The 24,653-nt window shown below is 71.0% G+C and carries 25 protein-coding genes; 12 read left to right on the top strand and 13 right to left on the bottom strand.

Annotated features, from left to right (window positions below; translation table 11 throughout):
- From ACIBCK_RS25730 to ACIBCK_RS25740, 3 genes are all read right to left on the bottom strand, one after another.
- A partial coding sequence (locus tag ACIBCK_RS25730; RefSeq protein WP_399394595.1) for an ABC transporter ATP-binding protein occupies nt 1–575 on the bottom strand: 575 nt, incomplete at its 3' end.
- Nucleotides 576–663: 88 nt separating this feature from the next.
- A complete protein-coding gene (locus ACIBCK_RS25735; protein ID WP_399393978.1) occupies nt 664–1,506 on the bottom strand; it encodes a DUF4097 family beta strand repeat-containing protein in 843 nt (280 codons plus the stop codon).
- Between the two features lie 90 nt (nt 1,507–1,596).
- Entirely contained in the window at nt 1,597–2,118 is a 522-nt protein-coding gene (locus ACIBCK_RS25740; protein WP_399393980.1) for a toxin-antitoxin system HicB family antitoxin, read from the bottom strand.
- A gap of 141 nt (nt 2,119–2,259) precedes the next feature.
- Here ACIBCK_RS25740 and ACIBCK_RS25745 point away from each other — a divergent pair, with 141 nt between their 5' ends.
- On the top strand, nt 2,260–2,895 hold the full coding sequence (locus tag ACIBCK_RS25745; RefSeq protein WP_399393982.1) for a TetR/AcrR family transcriptional regulator: 636 nt from the start codon (nt 2,260–2,262) through the stop codon (nt 2,893–2,895).
- 29 nt (nt 2,896–2,924) lie between these two features.
- Here ACIBCK_RS25745 and ACIBCK_RS25750 read toward each other — a convergent pair whose 3' ends face one another.
- Together ACIBCK_RS25750 and ACIBCK_RS25755 are read right to left on the bottom strand one after the other, a co-directional pair.
- Entirely contained in the window at nt 2,925–3,755 is an 831-nt protein-coding gene (locus tag ACIBCK_RS25750; protein WP_399393984.1) for a MaoC family dehydratase, read from the bottom strand.
- Nucleotides 3,756–4,363: 608 nt separating this feature from the next.
- Nucleotides 4,364–5,680, bottom strand: a complete 1,317-nt coding sequence (locus ACIBCK_RS25755) for a 3-oxoacyl-ACP reductase (protein WP_399393986.1) — start codon at nt 5,678–5,680, stop codon at nt 4,364–4,366.
- Nucleotides 5,681–5,752: 72 nt separating this feature from the next.
- Between ACIBCK_RS25755 and ACIBCK_RS25760 the strand changes: the two genes are divergently transcribed.
- The 4 genes from ACIBCK_RS25760 (at nt 5,753) to ACIBCK_RS25775 (ending at nt 11,503) form a co-directional block, all read left to right on the top strand.
- Nucleotides 5,753–7,030, top strand: a complete 1,278-nt coding sequence (locus ACIBCK_RS25760) for an acetyl-CoA C-acetyltransferase (RefSeq protein WP_399393987.1) — start codon at nt 5,753–5,755, stop codon at nt 7,028–7,030.
- Nucleotides 7,031–7,090: 60 nt separating this feature from the next.
- Nucleotides 7,091–8,995 (top strand): AMP-dependent synthetase/ligase, encoded by a 1,905-nt coding sequence (locus ACIBCK_RS25765; protein WP_399393988.1) that lies wholly within the window; start codon nt 7,091–7,093, stop codon nt 8,993–8,995.
- 145 nt (nt 8,996–9,140) lie between these two features.
- Nucleotides 9,141–10,712, top strand: coding sequence for an alpha/beta hydrolase (locus tag ACIBCK_RS25770; protein ID WP_399394597.1), 1,572 nt, complete (start codon nt 9,141–9,143; stop codon nt 10,710–10,712).
- A gap of 98 nt (nt 10,713–10,810) precedes the next feature.
- Nucleotides 10,811–11,503 carry a maleylpyruvate isomerase N-terminal domain-containing protein gene (locus ACIBCK_RS25775; RefSeq protein WP_399393990.1) on the top strand — a complete coding sequence of 231 codons (693 nt, stop codon included), beginning with the start codon at nt 10,811–10,813 and terminating at the stop codon, nt 11,501–11,503.
- Here the strand turns inward: ACIBCK_RS25775 and ACIBCK_RS25780 are convergent.
- Together ACIBCK_RS25780 and ACIBCK_RS25785 are read right to left on the bottom strand one after the other, a co-directional pair.
- Nucleotides 11,469–11,723, bottom strand: coding sequence for a DUF397 domain-containing protein (locus ACIBCK_RS25780; protein ID WP_399393991.1), 255 nt, complete (start codon nt 11,721–11,723; stop codon nt 11,469–11,471). The two genes, ACIBCK_RS25775 and ACIBCK_RS25780, sit on opposite strands and share 35 nt — an antisense overlap.
- Nucleotides 11,720–12,589: a Scr1 family TA system antitoxin-like transcriptional regulator gene (locus tag ACIBCK_RS25785; protein ID WP_399393993.1), complete on the bottom strand. Its 870-nt coding sequence runs from the start codon at nt 12,587–12,589 to the stop codon at nt 11,720–11,722. Before ACIBCK_RS25785 ends, ACIBCK_RS25780 begins: the two co-directional genes overlap by 4 nt.
- 136 nt (nt 12,590–12,725) lie before the next feature.
- Here ACIBCK_RS25785 and ACIBCK_RS25790 point away from each other — a divergent pair, with 136 nt between their 5' ends.
- On the top strand, nt 12,726–13,211 hold the full coding sequence (locus tag ACIBCK_RS25790) for an ATP-binding protein (RefSeq protein WP_399393995.1): 486 nt from the start codon (nt 12,726–12,728) through the stop codon (nt 13,209–13,211).
- Between the two features lie 30 nt (nt 13,212–13,241).
- A complete protein-coding gene (locus tag ACIBCK_RS25795; RefSeq protein WP_399394598.1) occupies nt 13,242–14,117 on the top strand; it encodes a GyrI-like domain-containing protein in 876 nt (291 codons plus the stop codon).
- An 86-nt stretch (nt 14,118–14,203) separates the two neighbouring features.
- Here ACIBCK_RS25795 and ACIBCK_RS25800 read toward each other — a convergent pair whose 3' ends face one another.
- The 3 genes from ACIBCK_RS25800 to ACIBCK_RS25810 form a co-directional block, all read right to left on the bottom strand.
- The gene (locus tag ACIBCK_RS25800; protein WP_399393997.1) at nt 14,204–15,388 is read right to left on the bottom strand and encodes a lipase family protein; all 1,185 of its coding nucleotides are present in this window, start codon (nt 15,386–15,388) and stop codon (nt 14,204–14,206) included.
- Between the two features lie 88 nt (nt 15,389–15,476).
- Entirely contained in the window at nt 15,477–16,511 is a 1,035-nt protein-coding gene (locus ACIBCK_RS25805; protein ID WP_399393998.1) for an AraC family transcriptional regulator, read from the bottom strand.
- A 65-nt stretch (nt 16,512–16,576) separates the two neighbouring features.
- Nucleotides 16,577–16,939 carry a hypothetical protein gene (locus tag ACIBCK_RS25810; RefSeq protein ID WP_399394000.1) on the bottom strand — a complete coding sequence of 121 codons (363 nt, stop codon included), beginning with the start codon at nt 16,937–16,939 and terminating at the stop codon, nt 16,577–16,579.
- 91 nt (nt 16,940–17,030) lie between these two features.
- Here ACIBCK_RS25810 and ACIBCK_RS25815 point away from each other — a divergent pair, with 91 nt between their 5' ends.
- Nucleotides 17,031–18,827, top strand: coding sequence for an AMP-dependent synthetase/ligase (locus ACIBCK_RS25815; protein WP_399394001.1), 1,797 nt, complete (start codon nt 17,031–17,033; stop codon nt 18,825–18,827).
- Nucleotides 18,828–18,877: 50 nt separating this feature from the next.
- Here the strand turns inward: ACIBCK_RS25815 and ACIBCK_RS25820 are convergent, their stop codons facing one another.
- Nucleotides 18,878–19,192 (bottom strand): AzlD domain-containing protein, encoded by a 315-nt coding sequence (locus tag ACIBCK_RS25820; RefSeq protein WP_399394003.1) that lies wholly within the window; start codon nt 19,190–19,192, stop codon nt 18,878–18,880.
- Nucleotides 19,189–19,968 (bottom strand): AzlC family ABC transporter permease, encoded by a 780-nt coding sequence (locus ACIBCK_RS25825; protein ID WP_399394005.1) that lies wholly within the window; start codon nt 19,966–19,968, stop codon nt 19,189–19,191. The genes ACIBCK_RS25820 and ACIBCK_RS25825 overlap by 4 nt, the downstream gene beginning before the upstream one ends.
- 98 nt (nt 19,969–20,066) lie before the next feature.
- Here ACIBCK_RS25825 and ACIBCK_RS25830 point away from each other — a divergent pair, with 98 nt between their 5' ends.
- The gene (locus ACIBCK_RS25830; RefSeq protein ID WP_399394007.1) at nt 20,067–20,666 is read left to right on the top strand and encodes a helix-turn-helix domain-containing protein; all 600 of its coding nucleotides are present in this window, start codon (nt 20,067–20,069) and stop codon (nt 20,664–20,666) included.
- Between the two features lie 224 nt (nt 20,667–20,890).
- Here the strand turns inward: ACIBCK_RS25830 and ACIBCK_RS25835 are convergent, their stop codons facing one another.
- Nucleotides 20,891–21,094 (bottom strand): cold-shock protein, encoded by a 204-nt coding sequence (locus tag ACIBCK_RS25835; protein ID WP_006138897.1) that lies wholly within the window; start codon nt 21,092–21,094, stop codon nt 20,891–20,893.
- 403 nt (nt 21,095–21,497) lie between these two features.
- Between ACIBCK_RS25835 and ACIBCK_RS25840 the strand changes: the two genes are divergently transcribed.
- The 3 genes from ACIBCK_RS25840 to ACIBCK_RS25850 all read left to right on the top strand — a co-directional run bounded on the left by ACIBCK_RS25840 (nt 21,498) and on the right by ACIBCK_RS25850 (nt 24,605).
- The gene (locus tag ACIBCK_RS25840) at nt 21,498–22,316 is read left to right on the top strand and encodes a menaquinone biosynthetic enzyme MqnA/MqnD family protein (protein ID WP_399394599.1); all 819 of its coding nucleotides are present in this window, start codon (nt 21,498–21,500) and stop codon (nt 22,314–22,316) included.
- A gap of 125 nt (nt 22,317–22,441) precedes the next feature.
- Nucleotides 22,442–24,130 (top strand): serine/threonine-protein kinase, encoded by a 1,689-nt coding sequence (locus tag ACIBCK_RS25845; RefSeq protein WP_399394601.1) that lies wholly within the window; start codon nt 22,442–22,444, stop codon nt 24,128–24,130.
- Nucleotides 24,131–24,329: 199 nt separating this feature from the next.
- Nucleotides 24,330–24,605, top strand: coding sequence for a WXG100 family type VII secretion target (locus ACIBCK_RS25850; RefSeq protein ID WP_399394009.1), 276 nt, complete (start codon nt 24,330–24,332; stop codon nt 24,603–24,605).
- Nucleotides 24,606–24,653 lie beyond the last annotated feature (48 nt).

A 24,653-nucleotide genomic window follows, 5' to 3' on the forward strand; every position in this document is an offset into this window, starting at 1 on the left:
AGTTCGCGGATGATGGCCCACATGTTGTGCCGGGAGCGGGGGTCGAGGCCGGTGGTGGGTTCGTCGAGGAAGATGATCCGCGGGCTGCCGACCAGGGTCATGGCGATGTCGAGGCGGCGCTTCATGCCGCCGGAGTAGGTGGAGGCGGGCTTCTTGGCGGCCTCGGTGAGGTCGAAGCGCTGAAGGAGTTCGGCGGTGACCCGGCGGCCTTCCCGTTTGGGGAGGTGGTGCAGGTCGGCCATGAGGAGCATGTTCTCCTCGCCGGTGATCAGGCCGTCCACGGCGGAGAATTGGCCGGTGACACCGATCGCGGCACGCACCCCGTCCGGTGAGGTGGTGATGTCGTGGCCCGCGACCTGGGCCTGGCCGCCGTCGGCGGTGATGAGCGTGGAGAGGATCTTCACGGCGGTGGTCTTGCCCGCGCCGTTCGGGCCGAGCAGCGCGAACACCGACCCTGCCGGGATGTGCAGGTCGATGCCGTCGAGTACGACCTTGTCGCCGTACGACTTGCGCAGACCGAGGGTGGAGACGGCGGCGGGCGACTGCGGACCACCGCTTTGGCTGGATGTGGACATGACAGATGAAGGCATGGAGCCCTCCCGTTCGAGGGGTGAAGTGGCTGGGGGAGTAGGTGAGTTGCGGCCGGGCCTGCCGGGAGAGGTGTCAGCCCTTGGCGCGGACGATGTCGATGTTTCCGTGCCGGGTGCGGGCGCGGACCTTCACGGTGTCCTCGGCCTCCTCCGGGCTCTCGGACGAGGAGAGCAAGTTGCGCACCTTCCCCTTGCCGGAGCTGACGTCGAGCCAGGCGGCCGTGCCGTTGCGGATGCCGACCTCGATGGCGCCGTAGTTGGTCTCCAACTGGACGGTGCCGCGGACGGCTTCGGCGACGCGCAGGGCGCCGTATGCGTTGGTCGCGGTGACGGAGCCCTCGGCGCGCGCGATCTCGATGGCGCCGTTGGAACCGCTCACCCGCAGGTCGCCGGTCGCGGCGCCGACGGTGGTGGTGCCGTGCGAGTTCTTCAGCACGGCGGGGCCCTCGACGACGCCGATGCGGATGCTGCCGGAGCTGGTGGCGATCTCCGCCGCGCCCTCGACACGGTCGACGATGATCGAGCCGTGGGAGACGGTCAGGTGGACCGGCCCGGTCGTGTCGAGGCGGACGTCACCTCCCGAGGACTTCACGCGGACCTTGCCGAGCCTGCCCTCGCCGAGCACCTGGGTCCAGGAACCGCCCACCTCGACGTGTGAGCCCGTGGGCAGTTCGACCGTCACGTCGACGGCACCGGTCGGGCCGATCACGAGACGCTCCTTCGTCCTGATGTGCAGAACGCCGCTCGCGTACGTGACCTCGGTCTGCTCGGCGGCCCGTACGTCCTTGTTGCTCTCCGGGGTCTGGGCCGCGACCTCGACGAGGGTGTCGGACCGGTCGCCGGCGGTGAACCGGATGGAACCGGCCCCTACGTGCGCCGCGACCGAGATCGCTTCTGGAGTGTCGAAAGAAGGCATGGCTGTCCCGTCCTCTTGGGTCCTTGCGGCGTCCCCGCTGGTGGGACGTGGTGTGGGTGACGTGGTGGGAGAGGTGGCGCGGGGGCGTGGCTAGCGCACCCAGCCCGTGATGCTCTGTCCGACGGTCTCGGTCCTCTCCGGTGTACGGGGCCGGGTCCCGCCGCCGTCGACCGCGGCCGACACGGCGCGGATCAGCCAGGCGTTGACCGAGAGGCCCTCGCGGGTGGCGGCCTCCTCGGCGCGGGCCTTGAGGTGGGCGGGCAGGCGCAGGTTCACTCGGGCGGTGCCGCCGTCGTCGCCTTCCGCGGGAACCTGCGTCCTGGGGGGTTCGTAGGAGGCGACAGGCTCCGCCGAGGTGCCGCTGTCGGTGGGCGGCAGTGTCACCACGAAGTCGGGGTCGAGCCCGCGCAGCCGTACGTCGACCGAGCCGGGGGCGAGATCGAGGGTGATCTCGTCCATCGCGGCGGAAAGTACGTTGAGCATGGTCAATCGGGTCGCCGACTCCAGCGGGGCGGTGAGGCGCTCGGCCAGCTCGCGGGCATTCTCCCCGCCGGCTTCGGCGGCCACCGCGAGTTCGCGGCGGAGGGAGTCGACGTACGGCGTGAGGTCCATGACGTCATCATGGCACCACGGTGGTGCCATGCGCAAGGTTGGTGGCGCCGTGTGGTGCCGCTTGGCGGTGCCACGGGTGGGGCTGATCGTAGGCTGGGCTCTTCTGTGCACAGGGGTGTGCACGGGTGTGGAGAAGGGGGGGTGGGTGACGTGGTGGGGAAGCGGATGCCGCGGGCCGTGCGGGAGCAGCAGATGCTGGATGCCGCCGTACGGATCTTCGGGCAGCGGGGGTACCGGGCGGCCTCCATGGACGAGATCGCGGAGGTCGCGGGGGTTTCGAAGCCGCTGGTGTATCTGTACCTGAACTCCAAGGAAGAGCTGTTCACAGCGTGCATCCGGCGGGAGGCCGCGGCGTTGGTCGCGGCGGTGCGGGGCGGGGTGAGTGGCGGTGCGCCTGCCGACCGGCAGTTGTGGGCCGGCCTGCGGGCCTTCTTCACACATACCGCGGAGCGGCCCGACGCGTGGGTGGTCCTGCATCAGCAGGCGCGGACGCAGGGGGAGCCGTTCGCTGCCGAAGTCACGGTGATGCGCGAGGAGATCGTGGCGTTCGTGACGTCGCTGATCGCGGAGGCGGCACGGGAGGTGCACCGGAAGCCGGAGCTCGCGGAGCGTGAAGTGGCGGGTCTCGCCCAGGCGTTGGTGGGGGCGGCGGAGTCGCTCGCCGGTTGGGCGAACGGGGACCCTTCGGTGTCGGCGAAGGAGGCTGCGGCGACGCTGATGAACTTCGCGTGGGCGGGGCTGGGGGAGTTGATGGAGGGGCGGAGGTGGGTGCCGTAGCGGGAGCGGCAGCGGTAGCGGTCAGCGGATCAGCGGAGGGTTCCGCTGAGGTGGAGCGCGCCGGTGGCCGGGTCGCGGAGCTGGAAGGCGGGGCCTTCGGCGGCGTAGGTGACTGTGCTGGGGAGCAGTACGGGTGCCTTGAACTCGACGGCGGCGTGGGCGGCGTGGGAGGCTTCGGTCGAGCCTCGCTCCGCGAGGCAGCGGGCCGCGGTCCACATGCCGTGGGCGATGGCGCGGGGGAAGCCGAGGAGGCGGGCGGTGAGGGGGTACAGGTGGATGGGGTTGCGGTCACCTGAGACGGCGCCGTAGCGGCGGCCGAGGTCGCGGGGGAGGGTCCACTCGCCGAGGGCGGGAAGCGCTTCGTCCTTGCTCGCGCGGGGGGTGGCCGGTGCGGTGGTGGTGCGATGCCGGGCCAGGTAGGTGCTGCTGGAGGTCCACACGGCGGCGCCGTCGACGCGTGCTTCGGTGACGAGGGTGGCTTCGGTGCCGCGGCGATGGGGCGCCAACTTGCTGGCGTGCACGCGGAGTTCGAGGCTTTCGTCGGTGGTGAGGGCGCGGCGCTGCTCGATCTCGATGGAGGTGTGGACGAGGCCGAGGAGCGGGAGCGGGAAGGCGCGGGTGGTCATGAGGCGCATGGCCAGGGGGAAGGCGAGGACGTGGGGGTAGGTGAGGGGCAGGACGCGGTGACCGTGGCCCGTCCCGGGGGTGGGGAACCCGCAGAGCCGCGAGTAGGCATCGAGCTGCTCGACATCGACCCGCAGCTCACTGACCGCGGGCCGCGAGTCGGGGAGCGGGGCGTCGAACGGGGCCCGCTTGAGGGGAGAGAGGATCGCACCACGGAGGAGCTGGGGGGCGAGCATGGGGGGTCCTTTCGGGGGTGGGTGGCTGCGGGGGCGTGCGGCTGCGCTTCTGGTGCGGTTGTGGTGCGGGGCCGCGCCGGTATGTCCGTCCTCGCTATCGTCCGGTGGCCGTTGGGTTGCTTCGGCTCCGGAGTGCCGCGAGCCGTGCTCCGGGCAGACATACCGGCACGTCCCCTCGCGCGCGGGTGCGTGCGACTTCGGAACTGGCCCGCCCTCGGGTGCGGGGCCGCGCCGGTATGTCCGTCCTCGCTATCGTCCGGTGGCCGAGCTGCTGCTTCGGCTCCGGAGCGCCGCGAACCGTGCTCCGGGCAGACATACCGGCACGTCCCCTCCCGCGCGCTGCCGACTGCGACGATTCGCCGGTCGCTGCGGGGCAATCGGGCGGGTGGGCGGGAAAGGCTTGTTCGGCATGAGGCGGATGCGGGGTAATCGGGTGGGTGGGCGGGAAAGCTTGTTCGTTCAGGGGTGGCTGCGGGGTGATCGGGCGGGTGGGTGGGGAAGGCCTGTTCGGGGGGTGGGGCGGATGCGGGGCACGTGGCGGTAGGCGGGGAGGGCCCCCAGGCCGCGGCGACGCCGCAGGGGGCGGCTCGGGGCCGTTTCGCCGAGGGCTACGAACCGAGCAGACTCTGGCCACAGACCCGTATCACCTGACCGTTCACCGCCGTTGACGCCGGGGAGCACAGCCACGCCGTGGTTTCCGCCACGTCCACCGGGAGTCCCCCCTGCCCGAGAGAGTTCATCCTGCGGCCCGCCTCGCGGATGAAGAGAGGGACCGCCGCCGTCATCTTCGTCTCGATGAACCCGGGGGCCACCGCGTTCACCCGCACCCCGTACTCCGCGAACGCCCCCGGCGCGAGCCCCCGGACGAGCCCGATGATCCCCGCCTTGCTCGCGGCATAGTTCGTCTGGCCCGCATTCCCCGCGATCCCGGCGATCGACGCCGTGGCCACCACACTCCCACCCCGGTTCAACGTCCCGGACGTGAGCAACGCGTCCGTCGTACGCAGCACGCTCGTCAGGTTCACGTCCAGGACCGGGTCCCAGCGCTCCGCAGGCATGTTGGCCAGCCTGCGGTCCCTCGTGATCCCCGCGTTGTGGACGAGGATGTCCACACCGCCGGGCGCCAGCGCCGAAGCGATGCGTTCCCCGGCGTCGTCCGCCGTGATGTCCAGCGGCAGCGCGGTACCGCCGAGCCGGTCGGCCACCCGTACCAAATCCGCCTGCGCGGACGGCACATCGAGTACGACCACCCGCGCACCCTCCCGCGCGAGCACCCCCGCCACCGCCTCGCCGATCCCCCGCGCCGCCCCGGTGACAAGTGCCGTGCGCCCGGACAGCGGGCGGTCCCCGTCGCACGCGGCCGGCTCCGCCTCCCCCACCTCGATCACCTGGCCGCTGACATACGCCGACCCCGGCGACAGCAGGAACCGCAGCGTCGACTCCGCCCCCACCGCCGACCGCGTGCGGACCAGCGTCGCCGTGCGGCCCCCGCCGAGCTCCTTGCCCAGGGAGCGTACGAAACCCTCCAACGCCTGTTGCGCCGCCGCCTGGTGGTGGTCCGAGGCCGAGACAGGGGCGCCGAGCACCACCACCCGGCCGTTCTCCGCCACCGAGCGCACCACGGGGTGCAGCTCCGCGTGCACGAGGGCGAGGGACGGGGTGTCGCGAATGCCCGTCGCGTCCAGTACCACCGCCGTCGGGCGTGCGGATTCCGGTGCCAATTGGAGGTTCGTCCGCTTCAGGACCGAGGCCAGGTCCGGCAGGGCGGACGCCTCGTCGCCCGCCCGTAGCGCCAGCAACTCGCCCTTGAGAGTGGGGTGTTCCTTGCTCCAGCGGCGCAGCGCCGACGGCTGCGGCAGGCCGAGCCTGCGGGTGAGGAAGCGGCCGGGTGCGGTGCCCGTGAAGTTCAGATAGCGGTCGGCCATTGTCCAACTCCCAGCTCGGTCGTAAATTTACTTCAGAGTAAGGTTACTCAAGGGTCAGGAGCTGGTCGAGACATGAAACTGCCCACCACCCGCCGCGTGGCGGTCATCGGCGGCAGCCGCATCCCCTTCGCGCGCTCCGACGGCCCGTACGCCACCGCGTCCAATCAGGAGATGCTGACCGCCGCACTGGATGGCCTCGTGGAGCGGTACGGGCTTGAGGGCGATGGTGTGATCGGCGAGTTCGTTGCCGGCGCCGTCCTCAAGCACAGCCGGGACTTCAACCTCGCCCGCGAGACCGTCATCGGCTCGCGCCTCGCGCCCACGACCCCCGCGTACGACATCCAGCAGGCCTGCGGCACCGGGCTGCAAGCCGTCATCGCCGCCGCCAACAAGATCACGCTGGGGCAGACGGAGTCCGCCGTCGCGGGCGGAGCCGACACCGCGAGCGACGCCCCGCTCGGCGTCAACGACTCCCTGCGGAAGATCCTCCTGTCCGCCCGCCGCGCGAAGTCCGCAGGCGGGCGGGTCAAGGCGCTCGCCCGCGTGCGGCCCTCGCATCTCGTACCGGACATCCCGCGCAACGCGGAGCCCCGCACCGGGCTTTCGATGGGCGAGCACGCCGCCGTGACCGCCCAGGCGTGGGGGATCACGCGCGAGGCGCAGGACGAACTCGCCGCCGCCAGCCACCAGCGGCTCGCCGCCGCGTACGACAGGGGGTTCCTCGACGGGCTCGTCGTGCCGTTCCGTGGGCTCGACCGGGACCAGAATCTGCGGCCCGGGTCGAGCGTCGAGAAGCTGGCGAAGCTGCGGCCCGTCTTCGGCGTGCAGGGGCCCAACCCCACGATGACCGCCGGGAATTCCACCCCGCTGACCGATGGCGCCGCCGTCGCCCTGCTCGCCAGTGAGGAGTGGGCCGGAGCGCGCGGACTCGAACCGCTCGCCTACCTCAGCGCGTACGAGAGCGCCGCCGTCGACTTCGTGGGCGGTGATGTCGCGGGCGGCGACGACGGGCTGTTGATGGCGCCCGCCTACGCCGTGCCGCGGATGCTGGAGCGGGCGGGGCTCGGGCTCGCGGACTTCGACTTCGTCGAGATCCACGAGGCGTTCGCCTCGCAGGTGCTCGCCACGTTGGCCGCCTGGGAGAAGCGGGGGCTCGGCGTCGTGGACCGGGAGCGGCTCAACGTCGCCGGCTCCTCGCTCGCCACGGGCCATCCGTTCGCCGCCACCGGCGCGCGGATCGTCGCCACCTTGGCGAAGCTCCTCGCCGAACGGGGCGGGCCTGGCCGCGGATTGATCTCCATCTGCGCCGCGGGCGGACAGGGGGTGACGGCGATCCTGGAGCGGGCGTGAGTCGCCTCTGCCGGCCGAAGTCCCTCCCCGTCCCCCTGACCCCGCAAGGAGCCGCCACCCATGCCCCCCAGCCCCGTCACCCCTCCCCCCGCCCTCGTGGAACCCCACCTCCGTCACCTCGACGGCGCCGTACGCGAAGTTTCCGTGCCGGCGTTCGCGGACGCCGTCCGCAGTGGGTCCCTTGCCGACATCCCCTTCGACAACGCCCGTGAGGCTCCCGCCGAAGCCGTGCTCTCGCGCAAGGGTGGCGACGGTCGGTGGCGGGACGTGTCCGCCGCGGACTTTGCCGCTGAAGTCCGCGCCGTGGCCAAGGGGTTGATCGCCGAGGGGCTCGCCCCGGGGGACCGGCTCGCCATCATGGCGCGTACGACGTACGAGTGGACGCTGCTCGACTTCGCGGGGTGGGCGGCCGGGCTGGTGACCGTGCCCGTGTATCCGACCTCCTCCGCCTATCAGACCCGGTGGATACTCCAGGACTCCGGAGCGGTCGCCCTCGCCGTCGAGACCTCGGCGCTCGCCGCCTCGCTCGGACCCGAGCGGGACCGGATGCCTGACTTGAAGCACCTGTGGACCTTCGAGAAGGGGGACCTGGGGAGGCTCGCCGAGCTGGGGCGGCAGGCGGGCGTCGAGGAGGAGGAAGTGGCGCGCAGGCGGGCCGGGTTGGGGCCCGGCTCCGTGGCCACCCTCATCTATACCTCCGGCACCACCGGACGCCCGAAGGGCTGCGTCCTGACCCACGGCAACTTCTTCGCCGAAGTCGACAACGCCATCGAACTGCTCCACCCCGTCTTCAAGTCCGTCAGCAAAGAGCCCGCGTCCACCCTGCTCTTCCTGCCGCTCTCGCACGTCTTCGGACGCATGGTCGCCGTTGGCTGTCTGCGCGCCCGGGTGCGGCTCGGGCACGCGCCCAGCATCCAGACCGAGGATCTGCTGGGGGACCTGGGCGGGTTCAAGCCGACCTTCCTGCTCGCCATCCCGTACGTCCTGGAGAAGGTCTTCAACACCGGACGTGCCACCGCCGAGAAGATGGGCCGCGCCTCGTCCTTCGACCGCGCGGCCCGCATCGCCGTGCGCTACGGCGAGGCGATCGAGGCGGAGCAGCACGGCACGGGCCCCGGGCCCGCCTTCGGGCTGCGCCTGGCCCGCGCCCTGTACGACCCGCTCGTCTACCGGCGGATCCGCGCGGCCCTCGGCGGCAAGGTGCGATACGCGATCTGCGGCGGCTCACCGCTGGGGCGCCGCCTCGCCGCGTTCTACGCGGGAGCCGGCATCGAGATCTTCGAGGGGTACGGGCTGACCGAGACCACCGCGGCGGCGACCGTCACCCCGCCCCTGAAGCCGAAGCTCGGCACGGTGGGCTGGCCGCTGCCGGGCACGCGCGTGCGGATCGCGGACGACGGCGAGGTGCTGCTCGCCGGCGGGCAGGTCTTCGGCGGCTACTGGGACGGGCAGGCCGGGCGCGCGGTGCCCGCGCGGGGGGAGTGGTTCGCGACCGGGGACATCGGCGCCCTCGACGCCGACGGCTATCTGTCCATCACCGGCCGCAAGAAGGACATCCTCATCACCACCGGCGGCAAGAACGTGGCGCCCGCCCCGCTGGAGGACTGGCTGCGTGCCCACCCGCTGGTCGGCCAGTGCATGGTCGTCGGCGACGACCGGCCCTACATCACCGCCCTGCTCACCCTGGAGGCGGACGGCATCGCGCACTGGTGCCGCATGAAGAAGAAGGCGCACACGGGCCCCGGTCTGGTGGACGACCCCGACCTGCGCGAGACCCTGCAGCGCGCCGTCGACGAGGCCAACAAGCTCGTGTCGCGGGCCGAGTCCATCCGGCGGTTCGCCGTCCTGCCCGTGGACTTCACCGAGGAGAGCGGCCATCTGACCCCCTCCCTGAAGCTGAAGCGGGACGCCATCGAGCGCGACTTCGCGGCGGAGATCGAGGGGCTCTACGGCCACGCACGGTAGCGGACACGCACGGTAGCCATCGTCACTCACTGTCACCTGAACGGGCGGGGCCGCCGACCCGCGCTTAGGGTGAGCGAGGGGCAGACCCAGGGAGGTTGCCGTGCGTGGAGCTGTTGCACTCGCCGGCGTGACAGCGCTGGCCGTCATGGGGACAGGGGCCTGGCTGCCGGGCTCGGAAGCCTCGCTGCCGGGCGAGAGCGCGGAGGCGGAGCCCAAGCCATCGCCGGACCTCTCCCGGTTCTACGCGCAGAAGATCAAATGGGGACCCTGCGAGGACGACGGGGCTGGTCTCATGTCCGAGACCGACGCCACCACCGTCCCCAAGGACAAGAGCATCCAGTGCGGCAAGATCACCGTCCCCCTCGACTACGCGAATCCGGGGCGCGGCACGCTCAAGCTGGCCATGGTCCGCATGAAGTCCAGCGGCGAGCCCCGAGGGTCCCTCCTGCTCAACTTCGGGGGTCCCGGCGGCGCGGGCGTGTCCGGGCTGCTCAGTTCGCAGAAGGAGTTCGAGTATCTCGGCAAGGGATATGACGTGGTCTCCTTCGACCCCCGTGGCGTGGGCGAGAGCTCACCCGTCAGCTGCGGGGACGTCGGTGCCGAGGAGCCGCAGATGGCGGAGGACTCCGACGACCCCGGTGCCGTGCTCGACGAGATGCGCAAGATCGCCGAGGCGTGCAAGAAGAAGTCGGGCCCCGTCCTCCCCTACATAGGCACCGTCAACGTCTCGCGCGACATGGACGTCATGCGCCAGGTACTCGGCGACAAGAAGCTCAACTACCTCGGATTCTCGTACGGGACACGGCTCGGTGCCGTGTACACCGCCCAGTTCCCGAAGAACGTCGGACGGATGGTCCTCGACGGCGTGGACACGCTGACCGAGGATGTCGCGGAGCAGGCCCTCGCGAGCGCGGAAGGCCGGCAGACCGCCCTCGACAACTTCATCAACTGGTGTACGGACAACGCGGGTTGCGTGCTCGGCACCGACTCGCGCGCGGCACGCGACAACATGTCGGAGCTGATCAAGGGTCTCGACACGTATCCGCTCCAGTCGTCGGACGGCGCGGAGTTCACCGGCCAGGACGTCGTCGACGTACTCGGTCAGGCGCTCTACAGCAGGCAGTCGTGGCCCGCGCTCTCGCAGGCACTCGGCGCGCTGCTGGCCGACGGGGACCCCAGGGCGCTGCTGCGGATGAGCGGGTCCCTGGCGCACCAGCATCCCGGCAGCGGGCTCGCGGGTGTGCGCGGGCGGGCACCCGAGGACGTTCCCGCCGACAACATGGCCGCCGCACTCATGGCCGTGAACTGCGCGGACGACCCGGACCGGCCCGACGCCGACCACCTGGAGAAGGAGGTCGGCAAGCTCCAGGAGGAGTTCGAGGCGACGTCCGCGATCTTCGGGCAGTCGATGCTGACACCGGTGCTGTTCTGCTACGGCCGCCCTCCGGGCACCACCTACATCCGCGATGACGTACGCGACGTGAAGAGCCCCGATTTCCTCCTCGTCGGCACCCGGGGCGACCCGGCAACGCCGTACCGCTGGACCGAGGAGACCGCGGAGCGGCTCGGCTCGGCGGCGGTCGTCCTGGACAACAAGGGCGACGGGCACACCGGTTACGCCGGTTCGAAGTGCGTGCGGGACAAGGTGGACGGGTTCCTGCTGTACGGGGAGATGCCGAGGAACGGCAGCTCGTGCGGGGCGGACGAGGAGGACTAGCGCCTCGGCTTGATCTGACCCGCCTGGACCCGCCCCGCCCGCCGGGCGCGCGCGAAATCCCATGCGGGCGGGCCCGGCCACGACTACCGTCCACCTCTATGCGCCGAGAAGCCGAACAAGATGCCGCCGTCCCCGGCCCCGTAACCCCCGATGACCTGGACCGGGTCGTGCAGCTAGCCCTCGCCACCCTCCGCGACGCGCCCCCGGCCGCCTGGGACGGCAAGGCGGGGACGCTGGAGTGGGACTGCTGGGAGACCGTGGAGCACCTCGCTGACGATCTCTTCGCGTACGCCGCCCAACTCGGCCCGCGGCAGCCACCCTTGGAGGGCGAGGTGCCCTTCGTCTGGGAGGCCCGCAGGCCCGGAGGGCCCGCCAACGCCATCCACGCGGACCGGGCGGCGGGCCCCGCCGGGCTGCTCCAGGTCCTTGAGGCGAGCGGGGCCCTGTTGATCGCCATGGCCCGCACGGCACCCCCGGAGACCCGTTCCCACCACGGCTTCGGGGTGTCCGACCCGGAGGGCTTCGCCGCGATGGGGGCTGTGGAGACCCTCGTCCACACGTACGACCTCGCCGAAGGCCTGGGCCTCGACTGGGCCCCGCCCGCCGACGTGTGCGCCCGGGTACTCCACCGCCTGTTCCCCGACGCCCCCGCCGGCGATGAACCCTGGCCGACGCTGCTGTGGGCGACGGGACGGGGAGAGCTGCCGGGACAGGAGCGGCGCACGTCGTGGCGCTGGTACGGGGAGCCGCGGGGGTTCAGGGGGTGGGCCGGCCGGCAGTCTGCGCAATGAAGGCGGTCCATGCGGTGGGCTTGACCGCGAAGTTGGGGCCTTCGGGGTTCTTGGAGTCGCGTACGTGGATGGCCTGCGGACAGGGGGCCACCTCTACGCATTCGCCGCCTTCGCCACCGCTGTGGCTGGACTTGTGCCAGGCGTAGGCGACTTCGAGGCATTCGCCTCCCGCGCCGCCGCTGTGGCTGGACTTGAACCAGGCGAGTGTTGCGGTGTTCATTGCTCCCCCAGAATCTTCTCGACCAGTGCCAGGGACTCCCACGGGTTGAGAGCCAGTGCGCGCATGATCCCATAGCGGTCGACGATGAGTCGGACCTCTTCCTGATCAGTGATCAGGCGGGGGTACCCCTGGACCTCCGTGTACGCCACTTGCTGATGCCCCTTGGGAGTCACCAGGTTGAACGCCCCGTCCATGTTGGGGTGTTCCTTACGATCAGTCGGCAGAACCTGGATCGCCACAGTTCGCTTCCGGCCGAGACGCAGGAGCTGCTGAAGCTGACCCTCATGGACGGTTGGCCCCCCGATGGGGCGTCGCAGGACGACTTCCTCCAACACGTAACTGAAGGCGGGGGACGGCCAACGCTCGAAGATCTGCTGTCGAGCCAGCCGGTCGGCGACCCGCCTCTCGATGGTCTCCTCATCCAGCAGCGGACGCCGATGGGAGAAGACCGCCCGCGCGTAATCTTCGGTCTGGAGTAGGCCGGGCACGCCCTGGTTGGCGTAGAAGTGCAGCTCAACCGCCTCCGCCTCCAGCTTCGCGTACCCCCGGTACCAGTCCGGATGCCGCGTACGCGACTTCTTCTGCGCCTCCCGTACGTCATCGATCGCCGCGATCAGTACCCCGTCCGCCCCCAGCAACGGGTCCGCCAGGTCGAGGAACTCCGGCTGCGGAGTGCGAACTCCGCGCTCCATCGCGGAGATCAGGTCCTCGCCGCAATGCGTACGCGCGGCGAGTTCCTTCTGGCTCAGGCCTGCCCGGATGCGCAGCACCTTGATCTGTTTGCCGACGGCCCGGAAGAGATGGGCCGTGCCGTCCTCCTCGGCGGGCCGCTCCGGGCGCCGCTCTTCAGGTTCCGTGTTCGCCATGCCCCGTACCGCCTTCGCGTGCGTCCCAATGGTCACGGCCGACGACCCGACAGACAGCACAGGGCAGCCGTACAGCTACGCTCCGTCGCGGCGTCGTACCTGGTCAGCGTAGAACGAACCGACCACGCTCAGTGACATGGAATCCCAAATCTCCACCCCCCAAATGCAGTTCGCGCAGCGGCTGAGCGCCACCCGCAGAGGCGCCCGCCTTGCCCGCCGCCTCACCGCCCACCAGCTGGAAGCCTGGGGCATCCCGCACGGAAGTGAACTCTCCGACGCGGCAGCGCACATCACCGCCGAGCTGGCGGCCAACGCCGTCACGCACGGCCACGTACCCGGAAGGGACTTCGAGCTCCGGCTCTTCTACGCGGAGGCGGAGCGCACGCTGCGTATCGAGGTGTCGGACGCGCGCGGCGACCGCATCCCGCAGCTGCGCCCGCCGGACCCGGAGGCGGAGACGGGCCGGGGGCTGCGGCTGGTCGAGGCGACGGCCGCGACGTGGGGCGTTGCGGAGCGGCGGGTCGGCAAGACGGTCTGGGCCGAGCTGCGGATTCTCGGCCGCTGGGGCACCCGACCGGACCGGGCACAGGATGTCGGGTCAGGCAGGGTGGGACCTTCCTAACGTGAACGTGTGAAAGAGAAGGAGTCCGGCGTGCTTGAGCGGCTCAACCAGGCCATGGAGCACATCGAGGCCCACCTCGATCAGCGGATCGAGGTGGCGGAGCTGGCGCGGGCGGCGGTGACGTCGGAGTACCACTTCCGGCGGATGTTCTCCGCGCTGGCGGGGATGCCGCTGTCGGAGTACATCCGGCGCAGGCGGCTGACCGTGGCGGGCGCCGAGGTGCTTGCCGGGGAGCGGTCGCTCCTGGACGTGGCCGTGCGGTACGGCTACTCGTCGGGGGAGGCCTTCGCGCGGGCGTTCCGCCAGATGCATGGGGTCGGGCCGGGCGAGGCACGGCGGGACGGCGCGACGCTGCGGTCCCAGCCCCGGATGTCCTTCCGCCTCGTCGTGGAAGGGAGCAGCAGTATGCGGTACCGGGTTGTGGACAGGGACGAGTTCCGGGTGGTCGGCAGGAAGGCGCGCGTTCCGCTCGTGCACGAGGGCGTGAACCCTGCCATCGCCGAGTTCATCCGGGGGCTCGGGCGGGAGACGCTGCGGCGCATCGAGAGCCTGTCGGAGCAGGACGGGGAGGGGCCGCAGGGGATCGTCTCGGTGAGCGACGACCTGCACGCGAGCCGCGCCGAGGGGACCGAACTCGACTACTGGCACGGTGTGGTGACGAGCGCGGCCGTGCCCGACGACATGGAGGTCCTTGCCGTCCCCGCAGGGGCGTGGGCCGTCTTCGAGAGCGCGGGGCCGTTCCCGCAGACGCTCCAGAATCTCTGGCGGGACGTGTTCACGCAGTGGTTCCCGTCGAATCCGTACCGGAGCAGGCCGGGGCCCGAGATCCTGCGGACCCGCCTTTCGGACGACGGGACGCGGGCGGACGCGGAGCTGTGGATTCCGGTGGAGCGGACGGCGGCCTGAACGGACGGCGGCCTGAGCGGACGGCGGCTTGAGCGGACGGTGGTGTGGCGGGCGGCTGCCCGCCACACCACCGCTCACCACGTCGCCTACTGGCAGTTGCCCCGCGCGGGCTTGCCCGCGAAGCGGTCCGCCAGCCACTTCGCCGCCAACGGCGACTGCGTGATCACCCCGGAGACGTGCTCGCCCAGCGGCACCGTGTGCCACTCCACGTTCGCGCCCTTGGCGCACCAGTCCTTGCGGACCTGCTTGCCCACGCCGTACGGGATCAGCTCGTCGGCGAGCGCGTGGTACTGGTAGACCGGCGCGGCCGGAGCCCGTGTGCCGACCGTCGACTCGCGCAGGCGCTGCTGCCAGTCCGGCTGGTCGAGGGGGTTCTTCACCGTCATGGCGGAGATCTTCTTGAAGGCGCCGAGCACGGCCCCGTCCGCCACGCAGCTGTTGCGCAGCGCGCCGACCAGCTTCTTGCCCGCCGGGTTCAGATACGACTCCAGATTCAGCTCGGGGAAGGCCGCGTCCTGGCCGATCGCCGCCATGAAGATCAAGCCCGAGCCGTACGAACCGTCGTTGAAGTCCGCGACCTTCCGCAGGTCGCCGGGGACGCCACCGGTCGCCGTGCCCTTGACCTCCAGGTCGGGGGCGTACGAACCGTGCAGCTCGGCCGCCCAGCTGGAGGCCTGCCCGCCCTGCGAGTAGCCCATGATGCCGACCGGGGTGTCCTCGCCTAGCCCCGCCTCCGGGAGCCGGATCGCGGCGCGGGCGGCGTCGAGCATGGCCTGCCCCTCGGCCTTGCCGACCGTGTAGGTGTGGTCGCCGGGGGTGCCGAGGCCTTCGTAGTCGGTGACGGCGACCGCCCAGCCGCGCAGGGTGAGTTGCTGGATGAGGTTGGCTTCGACGGCCGTCCCCTTGGGGAAGCCGGCGCTCGGGGCGCAGTGGTCACCCATGCCGATCGTCCCGACGGCGTACGTGATGAGGGGGCGGGGCCCCTTCCTGCCGTCCTGCGGCACGATGACCGTGCCGGAGACGGTGTTCGGCTCGCCCTTCGCCGTCGTCGAACGGTAGTTGACCTTCCAGGCCTTGGTGTTGGTCGGCTGGCCGGGGAGGGGATGGAAGCTGCTGGGTGCGGAGCTGACGATGTCGCCGGGGGCGTCGGCCTCGGCCGGTGCGGCCTGCGCCGTCACCGGGGTGATGACCGAGAGGCCGAGCGCGGCCACCACGGCCAGGGCTCGTGCGCGGGCTCTTGCGCGGGTTCTTGCGCGGGTACGAACGGGCATTGCGGCTCTCCCAACTGCGTCCAGTGGCTGGGGCGTTCAGGCGACGACCGTAGTGACTCGCGGGTAAGTCCGGTGCTGGCGGGAGCGCTCAGCTTTGTTGACCCCGGTTCTCATAGCGGCAGGCGTGCTCGTAGCGGTAGGCGCCCGGCGTCGTCCCCGTCCACCGCCGGAACGCCCGGAGGAAGGCCGTGTCCTCGGAGAATCCGAGCCGCGCGGCGAGATCGGCGATGGGCTCCGCACCCTCGGCGAGCCCCGCGATCGCCGCGTCCCGCCGCACGGCGTCCTTCAACTGCTGGTACGAGGTGGACTCCTGGGCCAGGCGGCGGCGCAGCGTCGCGGGGCTCACCGCGAGGCGGGCGGCGATCTCGCCCAGGGAGGGCAGCCGGGGGGAGGTGCGCAGCGCGCGGACCAGGGCGCGGCGTACCTGCTCGGCGACCGTCGTCCCGTACTCGCGCCGGGAGAGGAGGTCGAACGGCGCGCGGTTCAGCATCCCGTCGAGCGCCGCCTCGTCCCGGATCAGCGGGGCGCTCAGCCAGTGCTCGTCGAACCCCGCGCCCGTGCGCGCCGCACCGAAGCGGACCGGGCAGCCGAAGAGGAGGCCGTACTCGTCCTTGTGCGGGGGCGGCGGATGCCCGAACTCGGCCCAGTGGAGCGGGATGCGGCGCCCTATCAGCCAGCTGCACAGGCGGTGCCAGATGATGACGAGGCACTCGGCGAGGAAGTAGTCCCGTTCGAGGTCGTTGCGTACGGCGAAGACGGCGCTGCCCGTCTCGCGGTGCTCAAGCGTGAGGTCGGGGCCGCCCGGGAAAAGCCCGTAGAAGGTGACGCCCCGCTCCATGGCGGCGCCGAGGTCACGGCAGCCGAGGGACGCGTGGCACATCATGGCGAAGGTGCCCGGCCTGCTCACGGCCGCGCCGAGGCCGAGGAACTCGTCGCCGGTGGCGCGGTACAGCTCCCGGAAGAGGCGGGCGAACTGGACATCGGTGATGCGGGCCCGGTCGTCGCCGAGGAGCAGCGGCGGAATCTGGGCGGTGCGGAGCAGCGGGACGGTGTCGATCCCGTGCCGCCGGGCGCCGTGCAGCATGGCGCGGACGTGGTGGACGGTGATGGTCCGGCTGGGCATGGGGTTTCCATCCCCCGCCGGGCGCCTTCTCGAACTCGGCGGGGCCGCGGGCCGCGTATTGGCTGTCAGACTCCGGCCGTACCCGCGAGCACCCCGAAGGCGACGGGCAGGAGGAAGGCGAGGTAGCCGCTCCTCCCCTTGCCGGCCCGGCGCAGGAGGGTCGCGAGCCCCGCGGTGACGATGCCGAATGTCACCGCGTAGAGCAGGGTGTCGGACGACATCCCGCTCCAGCCTTCGGAGAACAGCAGCGTCAGCGTCATCGTGCCGCCGAACAGCGCGGCACCGGCGACCGCGTCACCGCCGGTGAACACCAGGATCGGCTCACCGCCGTGCCGCTCCTTGCGCCAGACCTGAAAGACGAGGACGGCGACCAGGACGACCTGGACGGCCACGGCGACCATGAACGAAGCTTTGAAAGTGGTCTCCATGCCCCCATGATCCCTCATGAGCTTCCGGGCCAACTCCGCTGACGTTTCCCGTCATCCCGGTAGGGGCCGCCCTGTCCTTAGCGTCGTACGCATGCAGCCGACGGAGCGCCCCGAGACCCTCGCCGTCCTCACCGAGTGGGCGGCCGACCGCCACGGCAAGCAGCCCGCCCTCCGGTTCAAGTCCGGAGGCGGGGGGTGGGAGGAGGTCTCGTACGAGCAACTGCGCACGCGCGTACGGGATGTCGGGAGTGAGCTGATCGCGCTCGGCGTCCGCCCGGACGACCGCGTGGCTATCCTGGCCGAGACCCGCCCCGAGTGGACCTACGCCCACTTCGCGGTCTTCGCGGCGGGCGCGGTCGTCGTCCCCGTCTACCCGACGGCCGGTGACGAGGAGGTCGAGTGGGTCATCGGGGACTCCGGCACCTCGGTGGTGATCTGCGAGAACACCGCACAGGCGGCGAAGATCGAACGCCTGCGGCCACGGCTGCCGGGCGTACGGCACGTGCTGCTCATGACGGAGTTCGCGGTGGGGGAGCGAGTCGCCGACGGGCAGCGCGCCCCCGAACCAACCGCTCCGGACGCCCTGTTGGATCGCGCCGGGGCCCGAACCCCCGCCGACCTGGCCACCATCATCTACACCTCCGGCACCACCGGCCTGCCCAAGGGCTGCCTCCTCACGCACGGCAACCTGGGCGCCGTCCAGTCCGCCACGCTCCCGCTGATCCAGGGCGGACCGGGCGACTCCACGTACCTCTACCTCCCGCTCGCCCATCTCCTCGCCCAGCTCATCGAGTTCACGACGCTCATCCAGGGCGGCGAACTGTGCTTCTTCGGCGGGAAGATCGAGGACGTCGTCGGTGAGCTGGCCGAGGCGAGGCCGACGCATCTGCCGTCCGTGCCGCGCCTGTTCGAGAAGGTGTACTCCGTGGTCCTCTCCCTCGCGGAGTCCCAGGAGGGAGGCCGCGAGCGGTTCGAGGAGGCGGTACGGATCGGGGTCCTCGCGGCGGACGGAGCCCTGCCGCCCGCGCTCCAGGACGCGTACGAGGCAGCGGACAAGGCCCTCTACGGGCTGGTCCGGCAGGCGCTGGGAGGGCGCGTCCGGTGGGCGCTGACCGGCGGCGCGCCCATCGCGCCGCACGTCATCGACTTCCTGCGGGCCTGCGGGATCGCGGTCTACGAGGGTTACGGGATGACCGAGTCGGCCGGTGTCATCAGCCTCAACCACCCCGGCGCGGTCCGCTACGGGACGGTCGGCCGTCCCGTCGAAGGCTGCGAGGTCCGTATCGCGGAGGACGGCGAGATCCTGGCCCGGGGCGAGATGGTCTTCCCCGGCTACCACGCCGACGCGGACGCGACCCGCGACGCCCTGGACGAGGAGGGCTGGCTGCACACCGGCGACCTGGGCGCCGTCGACGCCGAGGGCTACCTCAGTGTCACCGGCCGCAAGAAGGACCTGATCATCACCTCCGGCGGCAAGAACCTCACCCCGTCCCTCAGTGAACTGGCCGTCCAGCGCTCGCGGTTCGTGTCGCGCGCGGTGATGGTGGGCGACAAGCGTCCCTATCCGGTGGCCCTGATCACCCTGGACGCGGAGGAGGTCACCGCCTGGGCGGGACGCGAGGGCGTAACACTGACGGACCCACCCTCCCGGGACCCGCGCGTCCGCGCTCTCGTCCAGGAGGTGGTGGACGAGGTGAACGCGGGCGTCTCGCACCCGGCCCGCATCCGCGATTTCGCCCTCCTGGACGAGGACTTCACGGTGGAGGACGGCCTGCTGACACCGAGCCTGAAGGTACGCAGGCGTGCGGTGACGGAGCGATACGCGGGGGTGGTGGAAGAACTGTACGAGAAGGCCGACAGCACGGGTCCTGCGGCTGCTAGGCGGTAGTGGCGGCCGCGCCGACCACTACTACGGCGAAGCACCGGGGGCTGCGGCTGCTACGCCACGCCGGCCAGGCGCAGGAGCGCGGTAGTGGCCGCGGCGCCGACCACTACTACGGCGAAGGGCGCCTTGCGCCAGGCAAGCACCCCGCCGGCCACCACACCGATGGCCCGCGCCCACCCGGCGAACCCATGCCCCTCGGTGAGAGCACCGGTGGCCAACAGGGCGGCAAGCAGGACGGTCGCCCCAACGGTCAACAACTCCTGTACGCGGGCCGGCAGCTCAACCCGCCCGTGCATCAGGGGCCCCGCGAGACGGAAGGCGTATGTACCGGCTGCGAGGACGAGAACGCAGGCGAGGTAGGGGTTCATGGGGTGCTCCTCTCGGGGCTGCCGGACGGGTGGCCGGAGGGGTGGCCTGGGCGGCGGCCGGGGCCGCGTCGTGCCGCTAGCAGGCCCAGCAGGGCGAGCAGTACCGGCACCCCGGCGGGCAGCCACGGCGCGGCGGCGACCGCGATCACCGCACCGGCGGCCGCGGCACGCCGCGTCATGCTGTCGGCGCGCAGCGCCGGAAGGACCAGGGCGAGGAGCACCGCGGGGAAGGCCGCGTCGAGCCCGAAGCGTGCGGTGTCGCCGATGACGGACCCGGCGAGCGCGCCGCCGAGGACGCTGACGTTCCATACGGCGAACAGGCCGAGCCCGGATATCCAGAACGCGGCCTTGCGCCGCTTCTGGTCCGGCTGGGCGAGTACGAAGGCCGCGGTCTCATCGGTGATCAGGTGCGCGCCGAACAGCCGCGCGGCCCAGGACCGGCCCAGGCTGTCGGCGACGGCGAGGCTGAACGCGGCCGTACGGGAGTTCAGGAGGAGCCCGGTGGCCGCCGCGGCCACCGGACCGCCGCCCGCGACGAGGATGCCGATCGCGCTGAACTGGGCGGAGCCCGCGTACACGAGCAGGGACATCAGGACCGGCACCCAGACGGGCAGCCCGCCGGCGACGGCGATCGCGCCGAAGGAGACACCGACGACGGCGTCGGCGAGCCAGACGAGGGCGATGTCGCGCAGGACGCCGCGGGGAAGGTGGGAGAGGCGCACGAACCCGTCGTTCGTTCGCTGCGGTGGGCTGACTGTTCGGTGTGACGAACGCATACGTCGTAGGATGGGCGAGGGAAGCGACGTTCGTCAAGGCGAACGATCGACCCGCTATACCGAACGGCGAGTATCTCGAAGGGGCGGCGGCCATGGGCATGACTGACGGCAGAGAAGGCGGAGGGGCCGGGGGGGCCGGCACCGTCCGATCCCGCCTGCCGAGGGAATGGGTCGCGGCAGCGCTGCGCAGGGAGCGGGCCAAGGCGGGCCTCTCCCTCTCCGAGCTGGCCAAGCGCGCGGGAGTGGCGAAGTCGACGCTGTCCCAGCTGGAGGCGGCCACGGGCAACCCCGGCATCGAGACGCTGTGGGCCCTCGCGGTGGGACTCGGCGTGCCCTTCAGCGTCCTGGTGGAGTCGCCCGCGCCCGAGGTGACGGTGATCCGGGCGGGTCAGGGCCCGACGATGCACGCCGAACACGCCTCGTACGCGGGGACATTGCTGTCGGCGGGACCCGCGGGCGTGCGGCGCGACATCTACCACGGGGCGATGGAACCCGGCTCCGCCCGCGAGTCCGACCCGCACATCCCCGGCTCGATGGAGCACCTGATCGTCAGCACGGGCCGCCTACTTGCGGGCCCACGCGACGAAACGGTGGAACTGTCCGCAGGCGACTACATGTCGTACAGAGGCGACGTCCCCCACCTCTACGAGGCCCTGACCCCAGGCACAACATTCGTCCTGATCATGCAACACAACTAGCCGCCCCAAAGGGGCGCGGGGAACGGCGCGACCAGCCACAACGGACCCGCGACCAGCCACAACGGACCCGCGGCCAAGATGGGACGCCCAAGGCCCAGGGGCCAGTAAAAGGCAGGAGCCCCGCCTCCCACAAACGCGGAAGGAAGGGCTCCTTGGGTACTGCTATCCATGTCCGGATCAAGTCACCGGAACTGTCACACGCCCCATTCACATGGGGCGCCCCACTACATGGGGGTGACGTTCTCCGCCTGCGGACCCTTCGGGCCCTGCGTGACGTCGAAGCTCACGGCCTGGTTCTCCTCGAGGGAGCGGAAGCCGTTTGCGTTGATCGCGGAGTAGTGGACGAAGACGTCGGGGCCTCCGCCTTCCTGGGCGATGAATCCAAAGCCCTTTTCGGCGTTGAACCACTTCACGGTTCCGGTAGCCATAAGCCCTCCTTGGGCCAAAGGGTTGCCCTGCTCCAGAACCTGCGATTGTTGAAACAACTGCATAAGTCTGAAAACGACGAGAGCCCGCGGAGTCACATGCTCCGCAGGCTCTGTACTGCAAGGGAAACCAAACTGCAACTTGCGGCGAGCTTAGCATGCAGGCAGCCGAAAGCAATAGGGGGCAAGATCACGTCACCCGGATGTTTGACGGACCCCCCAGAGGGGTTGACGGGCCAGGTCCGAAGCTCTTGACAAGGACGGGATCGGGGCCCCGCTTTCTGCACCGTACCGCAAGGGGGCTAGCCTCCCCGATGTGGACAATTCTCCCGTTGACACCCTCACCGGGGAGGGCGCAGATCAACTCCCCGGCCATCACCGCACCCCCCGGCCGCGCGTCGGTCACATTCAGTTCCTGAACTGCATGCCGCTGTACTGGGGGCTCGCGCGGACCGGAACGCTGCTCGACTTCGAGCTCACGAAGGACACCCCCGAGAAGCTCAGTGAGCAGCTGGTGCGGGGCGACCTCGATATCGCACCCGTGACTCTCGTCGAGTTCCTCAAGAACGCCGACGACCTCGTCGCTTTCCCCGACCTCGCCGTCGGCTGCGACGGCCCGGTGATGTCCTGCGTGATCGTCTCGCAGGTCCCGCTGGACCAGCTGGACGGCGCCAGGGTCGCGCTCGGCTCGACCTCGCGGACCTCCGTACGCCTGGCGCAGCTGCTGCTCGCCGAGCGCCACGGCGTACGCCCCGACTACTACACCTGTCCGCCCGACCTCGGCGTGATGATGCAGGAGGCCGACGCCGCCGTGCTCATCGGGGACGCGGCGCTGCGGGCCAACCTGATCGACGGGCCGCGGCTCGGTCTTGACGTGTACGACCTGGGCCAGATGTGGAAGGACTGGACGGGCCTGCCGTTCGTCTTCGCGGTCTGGGCGGCGCGCAAGGACTACGCGGCGCGCGAGCCGGCCGTGGTGCGCGAGGTGCACAAGGCGTTCCTCGCCTCGCGCGACCTCTCCCTGGAGGAGGTCGGCAAGGTCTCCGAACAGGCCGCCCGCTGGGAGACCTTCGACGCGGAGGTCCTCGAGCAGTACTTCACGACGCTCGACTTCCGTTTCGGGAGCGCGCAGTTGGAGGGCGTGGCGGAGTTCGCGCGCCGGGTGGGCGAGACGACCGGCTTCCCCGCGGACGTAAGGGTGGAGCTGCTGGGGTCGCAGAGGTAGGTCGCAGAGGTAGTACGTGGGTACGCGGTGGCAGCTGCGTACGCCGGGTCCGTCGGGCACACCGGCGGACTACCCTGAGCCGCATGGACCGCGCACGTGCGGCGCGTTCGGGGGAGGCCTTCGTCATGCACCCGCTCGATCCCGGTGAACCGACCGCCATCGGGCCCTACCGGCTGCTCGGCCGGCTGGGCTCGGGCGGCATGGGCCGGGTCTACCTGGGCCGCAGCTCGGGCGGCCGTACGGTCGCGGTGAAGGTCGTCCACCCGCACTTCGCGCTCGACGAGGAGTTCCGCGCCCGCTTCCGGCGCGAGGTGGACGCGGCGCGGCGGGTGGGCGGCGACTGGACGGCGCCGGTGCTCGACGCGGACCCGGAGGCGCCGGTGCCGTGGGTGGCGACGGGGTACGCGGCGGGACCTTCCCTGGCGGACGCCGTACGTGACCTCTCCCCCCTCCCCGCCCATTCCGTACGCGTGCTGGTGGCGGGCCTCGCCGAGGCGCTGACGCACGTGCACGGGCTCGGACTCGTCCACCGCGACATCAAGCCGTCGAACGTCATGCTGACGATGGACGGACCACGGCTGATCGACTTCGGCATCGCACGGGCGACGGACGGCACGGCCTCGCTCACGTCGACGGGTGTCTCCGTAGGCTCGCCCGGCTACATGTCGCCGGAGCAGATTCTTGGCAGGGGGGTCGCCGGTGCGGCGGACGTCTTCTCGCTGGGGGCGGTCCTGGTCTACGCGGCGACGGGTTCGCCACCGTTCCCGGGCGACTCGTCGGCCTCGCTGCTCTACAAGGTGGTGCACGAGGAGCCGGAACTGGACACGCTGGACGACGAGTTGCGACCCCTCGCCGCGCAGTGCCTGGCGAAGGACCCGACGGAACGCCCCAGGCCGGAGGAGATCGCAAGGCGCCTCGCCCCCACCGGGGCGGACGGCCTCGTGGCGGCGGGGTGGCTGCCGGGCCCGCTGGTGGAACGGGTCAGCAGAAGCGCGGTGCGCCTCCTGGACCTGGAAACGTACGGGGCCGGGGCGGGGGCAGCGGAACGGCCGTCGGGCCCGGTGCCGTTCGGCAGCTCGGTGGTGGGCGGGGCGACGAGCGGTCAGGCGCCGGTACGGGACGCGCCGCGGAGCAGCGGTTCCTTCGGCCCCCCGGACCCGTCGTACGCACCAGTGCCTTCCTCTCCTCCCCCCGCGTACGTCCCCACGCAGACATCAGCACCGTCCTCCGCGCCCCCCGGCAGGATGACGGTCTCGGTCGCCGCGACTTCGACGCCCGACGGCCCCGAGGGCCGGGGCCGCAAGGTGAGTTGCACGCTGGTCCTGGGGGTAGCGGGCGCGCTGGCCGCGGTGACGGTCGGCTCGGTCTTCGTCTTCGGACTGCTCCCCGGGAGCGGCGACAACCCGAGCGACGCGGGCCACCCCCCAGCGGCGAGCGAACAGCCACCCGCCGGGACCGCCGGCAAGGTCCCCGCCTCCTACCGCGGCACCTGGGAGGGCCAGGCATCCGCGGCCAACGGCGCTGTCCCCATGGGCACGTTCAGGCTCAAGGTCGAACAGGGCAAGATCGGCGAACGCTTCGCGGTGATGACGCAGACGGACCAACTGGGCGGCAAGTGCGCGGTGGACCTGACCCTGAAGTCGGTGTCGGAGAAGGAGATCGTGGCGAGGGGCAAGGGCCAGGCGGACAGCGCAGCCCAGTGCACGAAGAACACCCACACGGTACGGCTACGCCCCCAGGGGGAGGCCTTGCAGTACCTCTCGGAAAACGCAGAGTCAGGCAACCCGGAGGCCACCCTCTCCCGTGCGGGGTGAGCTCCTCTGTCCCCGGTCTCGCTTGCGTGTGCTCTCCCTGTCCAGACGCTCAAGTGAGCTGCAGGTCAGGGCCGACAACGCCGTCTCGTTCGTTGCAAGGGTGCGACATACGAACCACTTTTCGTGGCCGGAGCTGGTGCGGTAGCGTCCCGTGTGACACTTGAGTCCGTTTGCGTTAGCGACACGGGGAGGAAACCACATGGCGGACATCGACCGCGGTGCAAAGCTTGAGAAGCTTCAGAAGCTCTACGAAGCCTTCCAGAAGAAGGAGACCGAGGTCCGCGACCTCATTTCGTTGCTGGACGGTCAGGCCAACGACAGCCATGGCTTCTGGGCAGGGCCGGGCGCCAACCGGTTCCGCGACGAATGGCGCGACTTCAAGCCTCAGGTCAATAAGCTTGCTGACTCGCTTCACGACGCTTACAAGTCGGCCAAGAACAGCCACGACAGGATCGAGCAGGCCACGTCTGCCTGATGTCGAGCGCTTGTCAGCCGGTGCGACCGATGATCGGTCGCACCGGCT

Source organism: Streptomyces sp. NPDC051218 (assembly GCF_044455475.1).
GTDB lineage: Bacteria > Actinomycetota > Actinomycetes > Streptomycetales > Streptomycetaceae > Streptomyces.

Excerpts from the sequence above, each read along its gene's own strand:
- ACIBCK_RS25735 (WP_399393978.1), bottom strand. The coding sequence starts at position 1,506 with ATGCCTTCTTTCGACACTCCAGAAGCGATCTCGGTCGCGGCGCACGTA.
- ACIBCK_RS25740 (WP_399393980.1), bottom strand. The coding sequence starts at position 2,118 with ATGGACCTCACGCCGTACGTCGACTCCCTCCGCCGCGAACTCGCGGTG.
- ACIBCK_RS25750 (WP_399393984.1), bottom strand. The coding sequence starts at position 3,755 with ATGCTCGCCCCCCAGCTCCTCCGTGGTGCGATCCTCTCTCCCCTCAAG.
- ACIBCK_RS25755 (WP_399393986.1), bottom strand. The coding sequence starts at position 5,680 with ATGGCCGACCGCTATCTGAACTTCACGGGCACCGCACCCGGCCGCTTC.
- ACIBCK_RS25760 (WP_399393987.1), top strand. The coding sequence starts at position 5,753 with ATGAAACTGCCCACCACCCGCCGCGTGGCGGTCATCGGCGGCAGCCGC.
- ACIBCK_RS25765 (WP_399393988.1), top strand. The coding sequence starts at position 7,091 with ATGCCCCCCAGCCCCGTCACCCCTCCCCCCGCCCTCGTGGAACCCCAC.
- ACIBCK_RS25770 (WP_399394597.1), top strand. The coding sequence starts at position 9,141 with ATGGGGACAGGGGCCTGGCTGCCGGGCTCGGAAGCCTCGCTGCCGGGC.
- ACIBCK_RS25775 (WP_399393990.1), top strand. The coding sequence starts at position 10,811 with ATGCGCCGAGAAGCCGAACAAGATGCCGCCGTCCCCGGCCCCGTAACC.
- ACIBCK_RS25780 (WP_399393991.1), bottom strand. The coding sequence starts at position 11,723 with ATGAACACCGCAACACTCGCCTGGTTCAAGTCCAGCCACAGCGGCGGC.
- ACIBCK_RS25785 (WP_399393993.1), bottom strand. The coding sequence starts at position 12,589 with ATGGCGAACACGGAACCTGAAGAGCGGCGCCCGGAGCGGCCCGCCGAG.
- ACIBCK_RS25790 (WP_399393995.1), top strand. The coding sequence starts at position 12,726 with ATGGAATCCCAAATCTCCACCCCCCAAATGCAGTTCGCGCAGCGGCTG.
- ACIBCK_RS25800 (WP_399393997.1), bottom strand. The coding sequence starts at position 15,388 with ATGCCCGTTCGTACCCGCGCAAGAACCCGCGCAAGAGCCCGCGCACGA.
- ACIBCK_RS25805 (WP_399393998.1), bottom strand. The coding sequence starts at position 16,511 with ATGCCCAGCCGGACCATCACCGTCCACCACGTCCGCGCCATGCTGCAC.
- ACIBCK_RS25810 (WP_399394000.1), bottom strand. The coding sequence starts at position 16,939 with ATGGAGACCACTTTCAAAGCTTCGTTCATGGTCGCCGTGGCCGTCCAG.
- ACIBCK_RS25815 (WP_399394001.1), top strand. The coding sequence starts at position 17,031 with ATGCAGCCGACGGAGCGCCCCGAGACCCTCGCCGTCCTCACCGAGTGG.
- ACIBCK_RS25820 (WP_399394003.1), bottom strand. The coding sequence starts at position 19,192 with ATGAACCCCTACCTCGCCTGCGTTCTCGTCCTCGCAGCCGGTACATAC.
- ACIBCK_RS25825 (WP_399394005.1), bottom strand. The coding sequence starts at position 19,968 with ATGCGTTCGTCACACCGAACAGTCAGCCCACCGCAGCGAACGAACGAC.
- ACIBCK_RS25830 (WP_399394007.1), top strand. The coding sequence starts at position 20,067 with ATGACTGACGGCAGAGAAGGCGGAGGGGCCGGGGGGGCCGGCACCGTC.
- ACIBCK_RS25835 (WP_006138897.1), bottom strand. The coding sequence starts at position 21,094 with ATGGCTACCGGAACCGTGAAGTGGTTCAACGCCGAAAAGGGCTTTGGA.
- ACIBCK_RS25845 (WP_399394601.1), top strand. The coding sequence starts at position 22,442 with ATGCACCCGCTCGATCCCGGTGAACCGACCGCCATCGGGCCCTACCGG.
- ACIBCK_RS25850 (WP_399394009.1), top strand. The coding sequence starts at position 24,330 with ATGGCGGACATCGACCGCGGTGCAAAGCTTGAGAAGCTTCAGAAGCTC.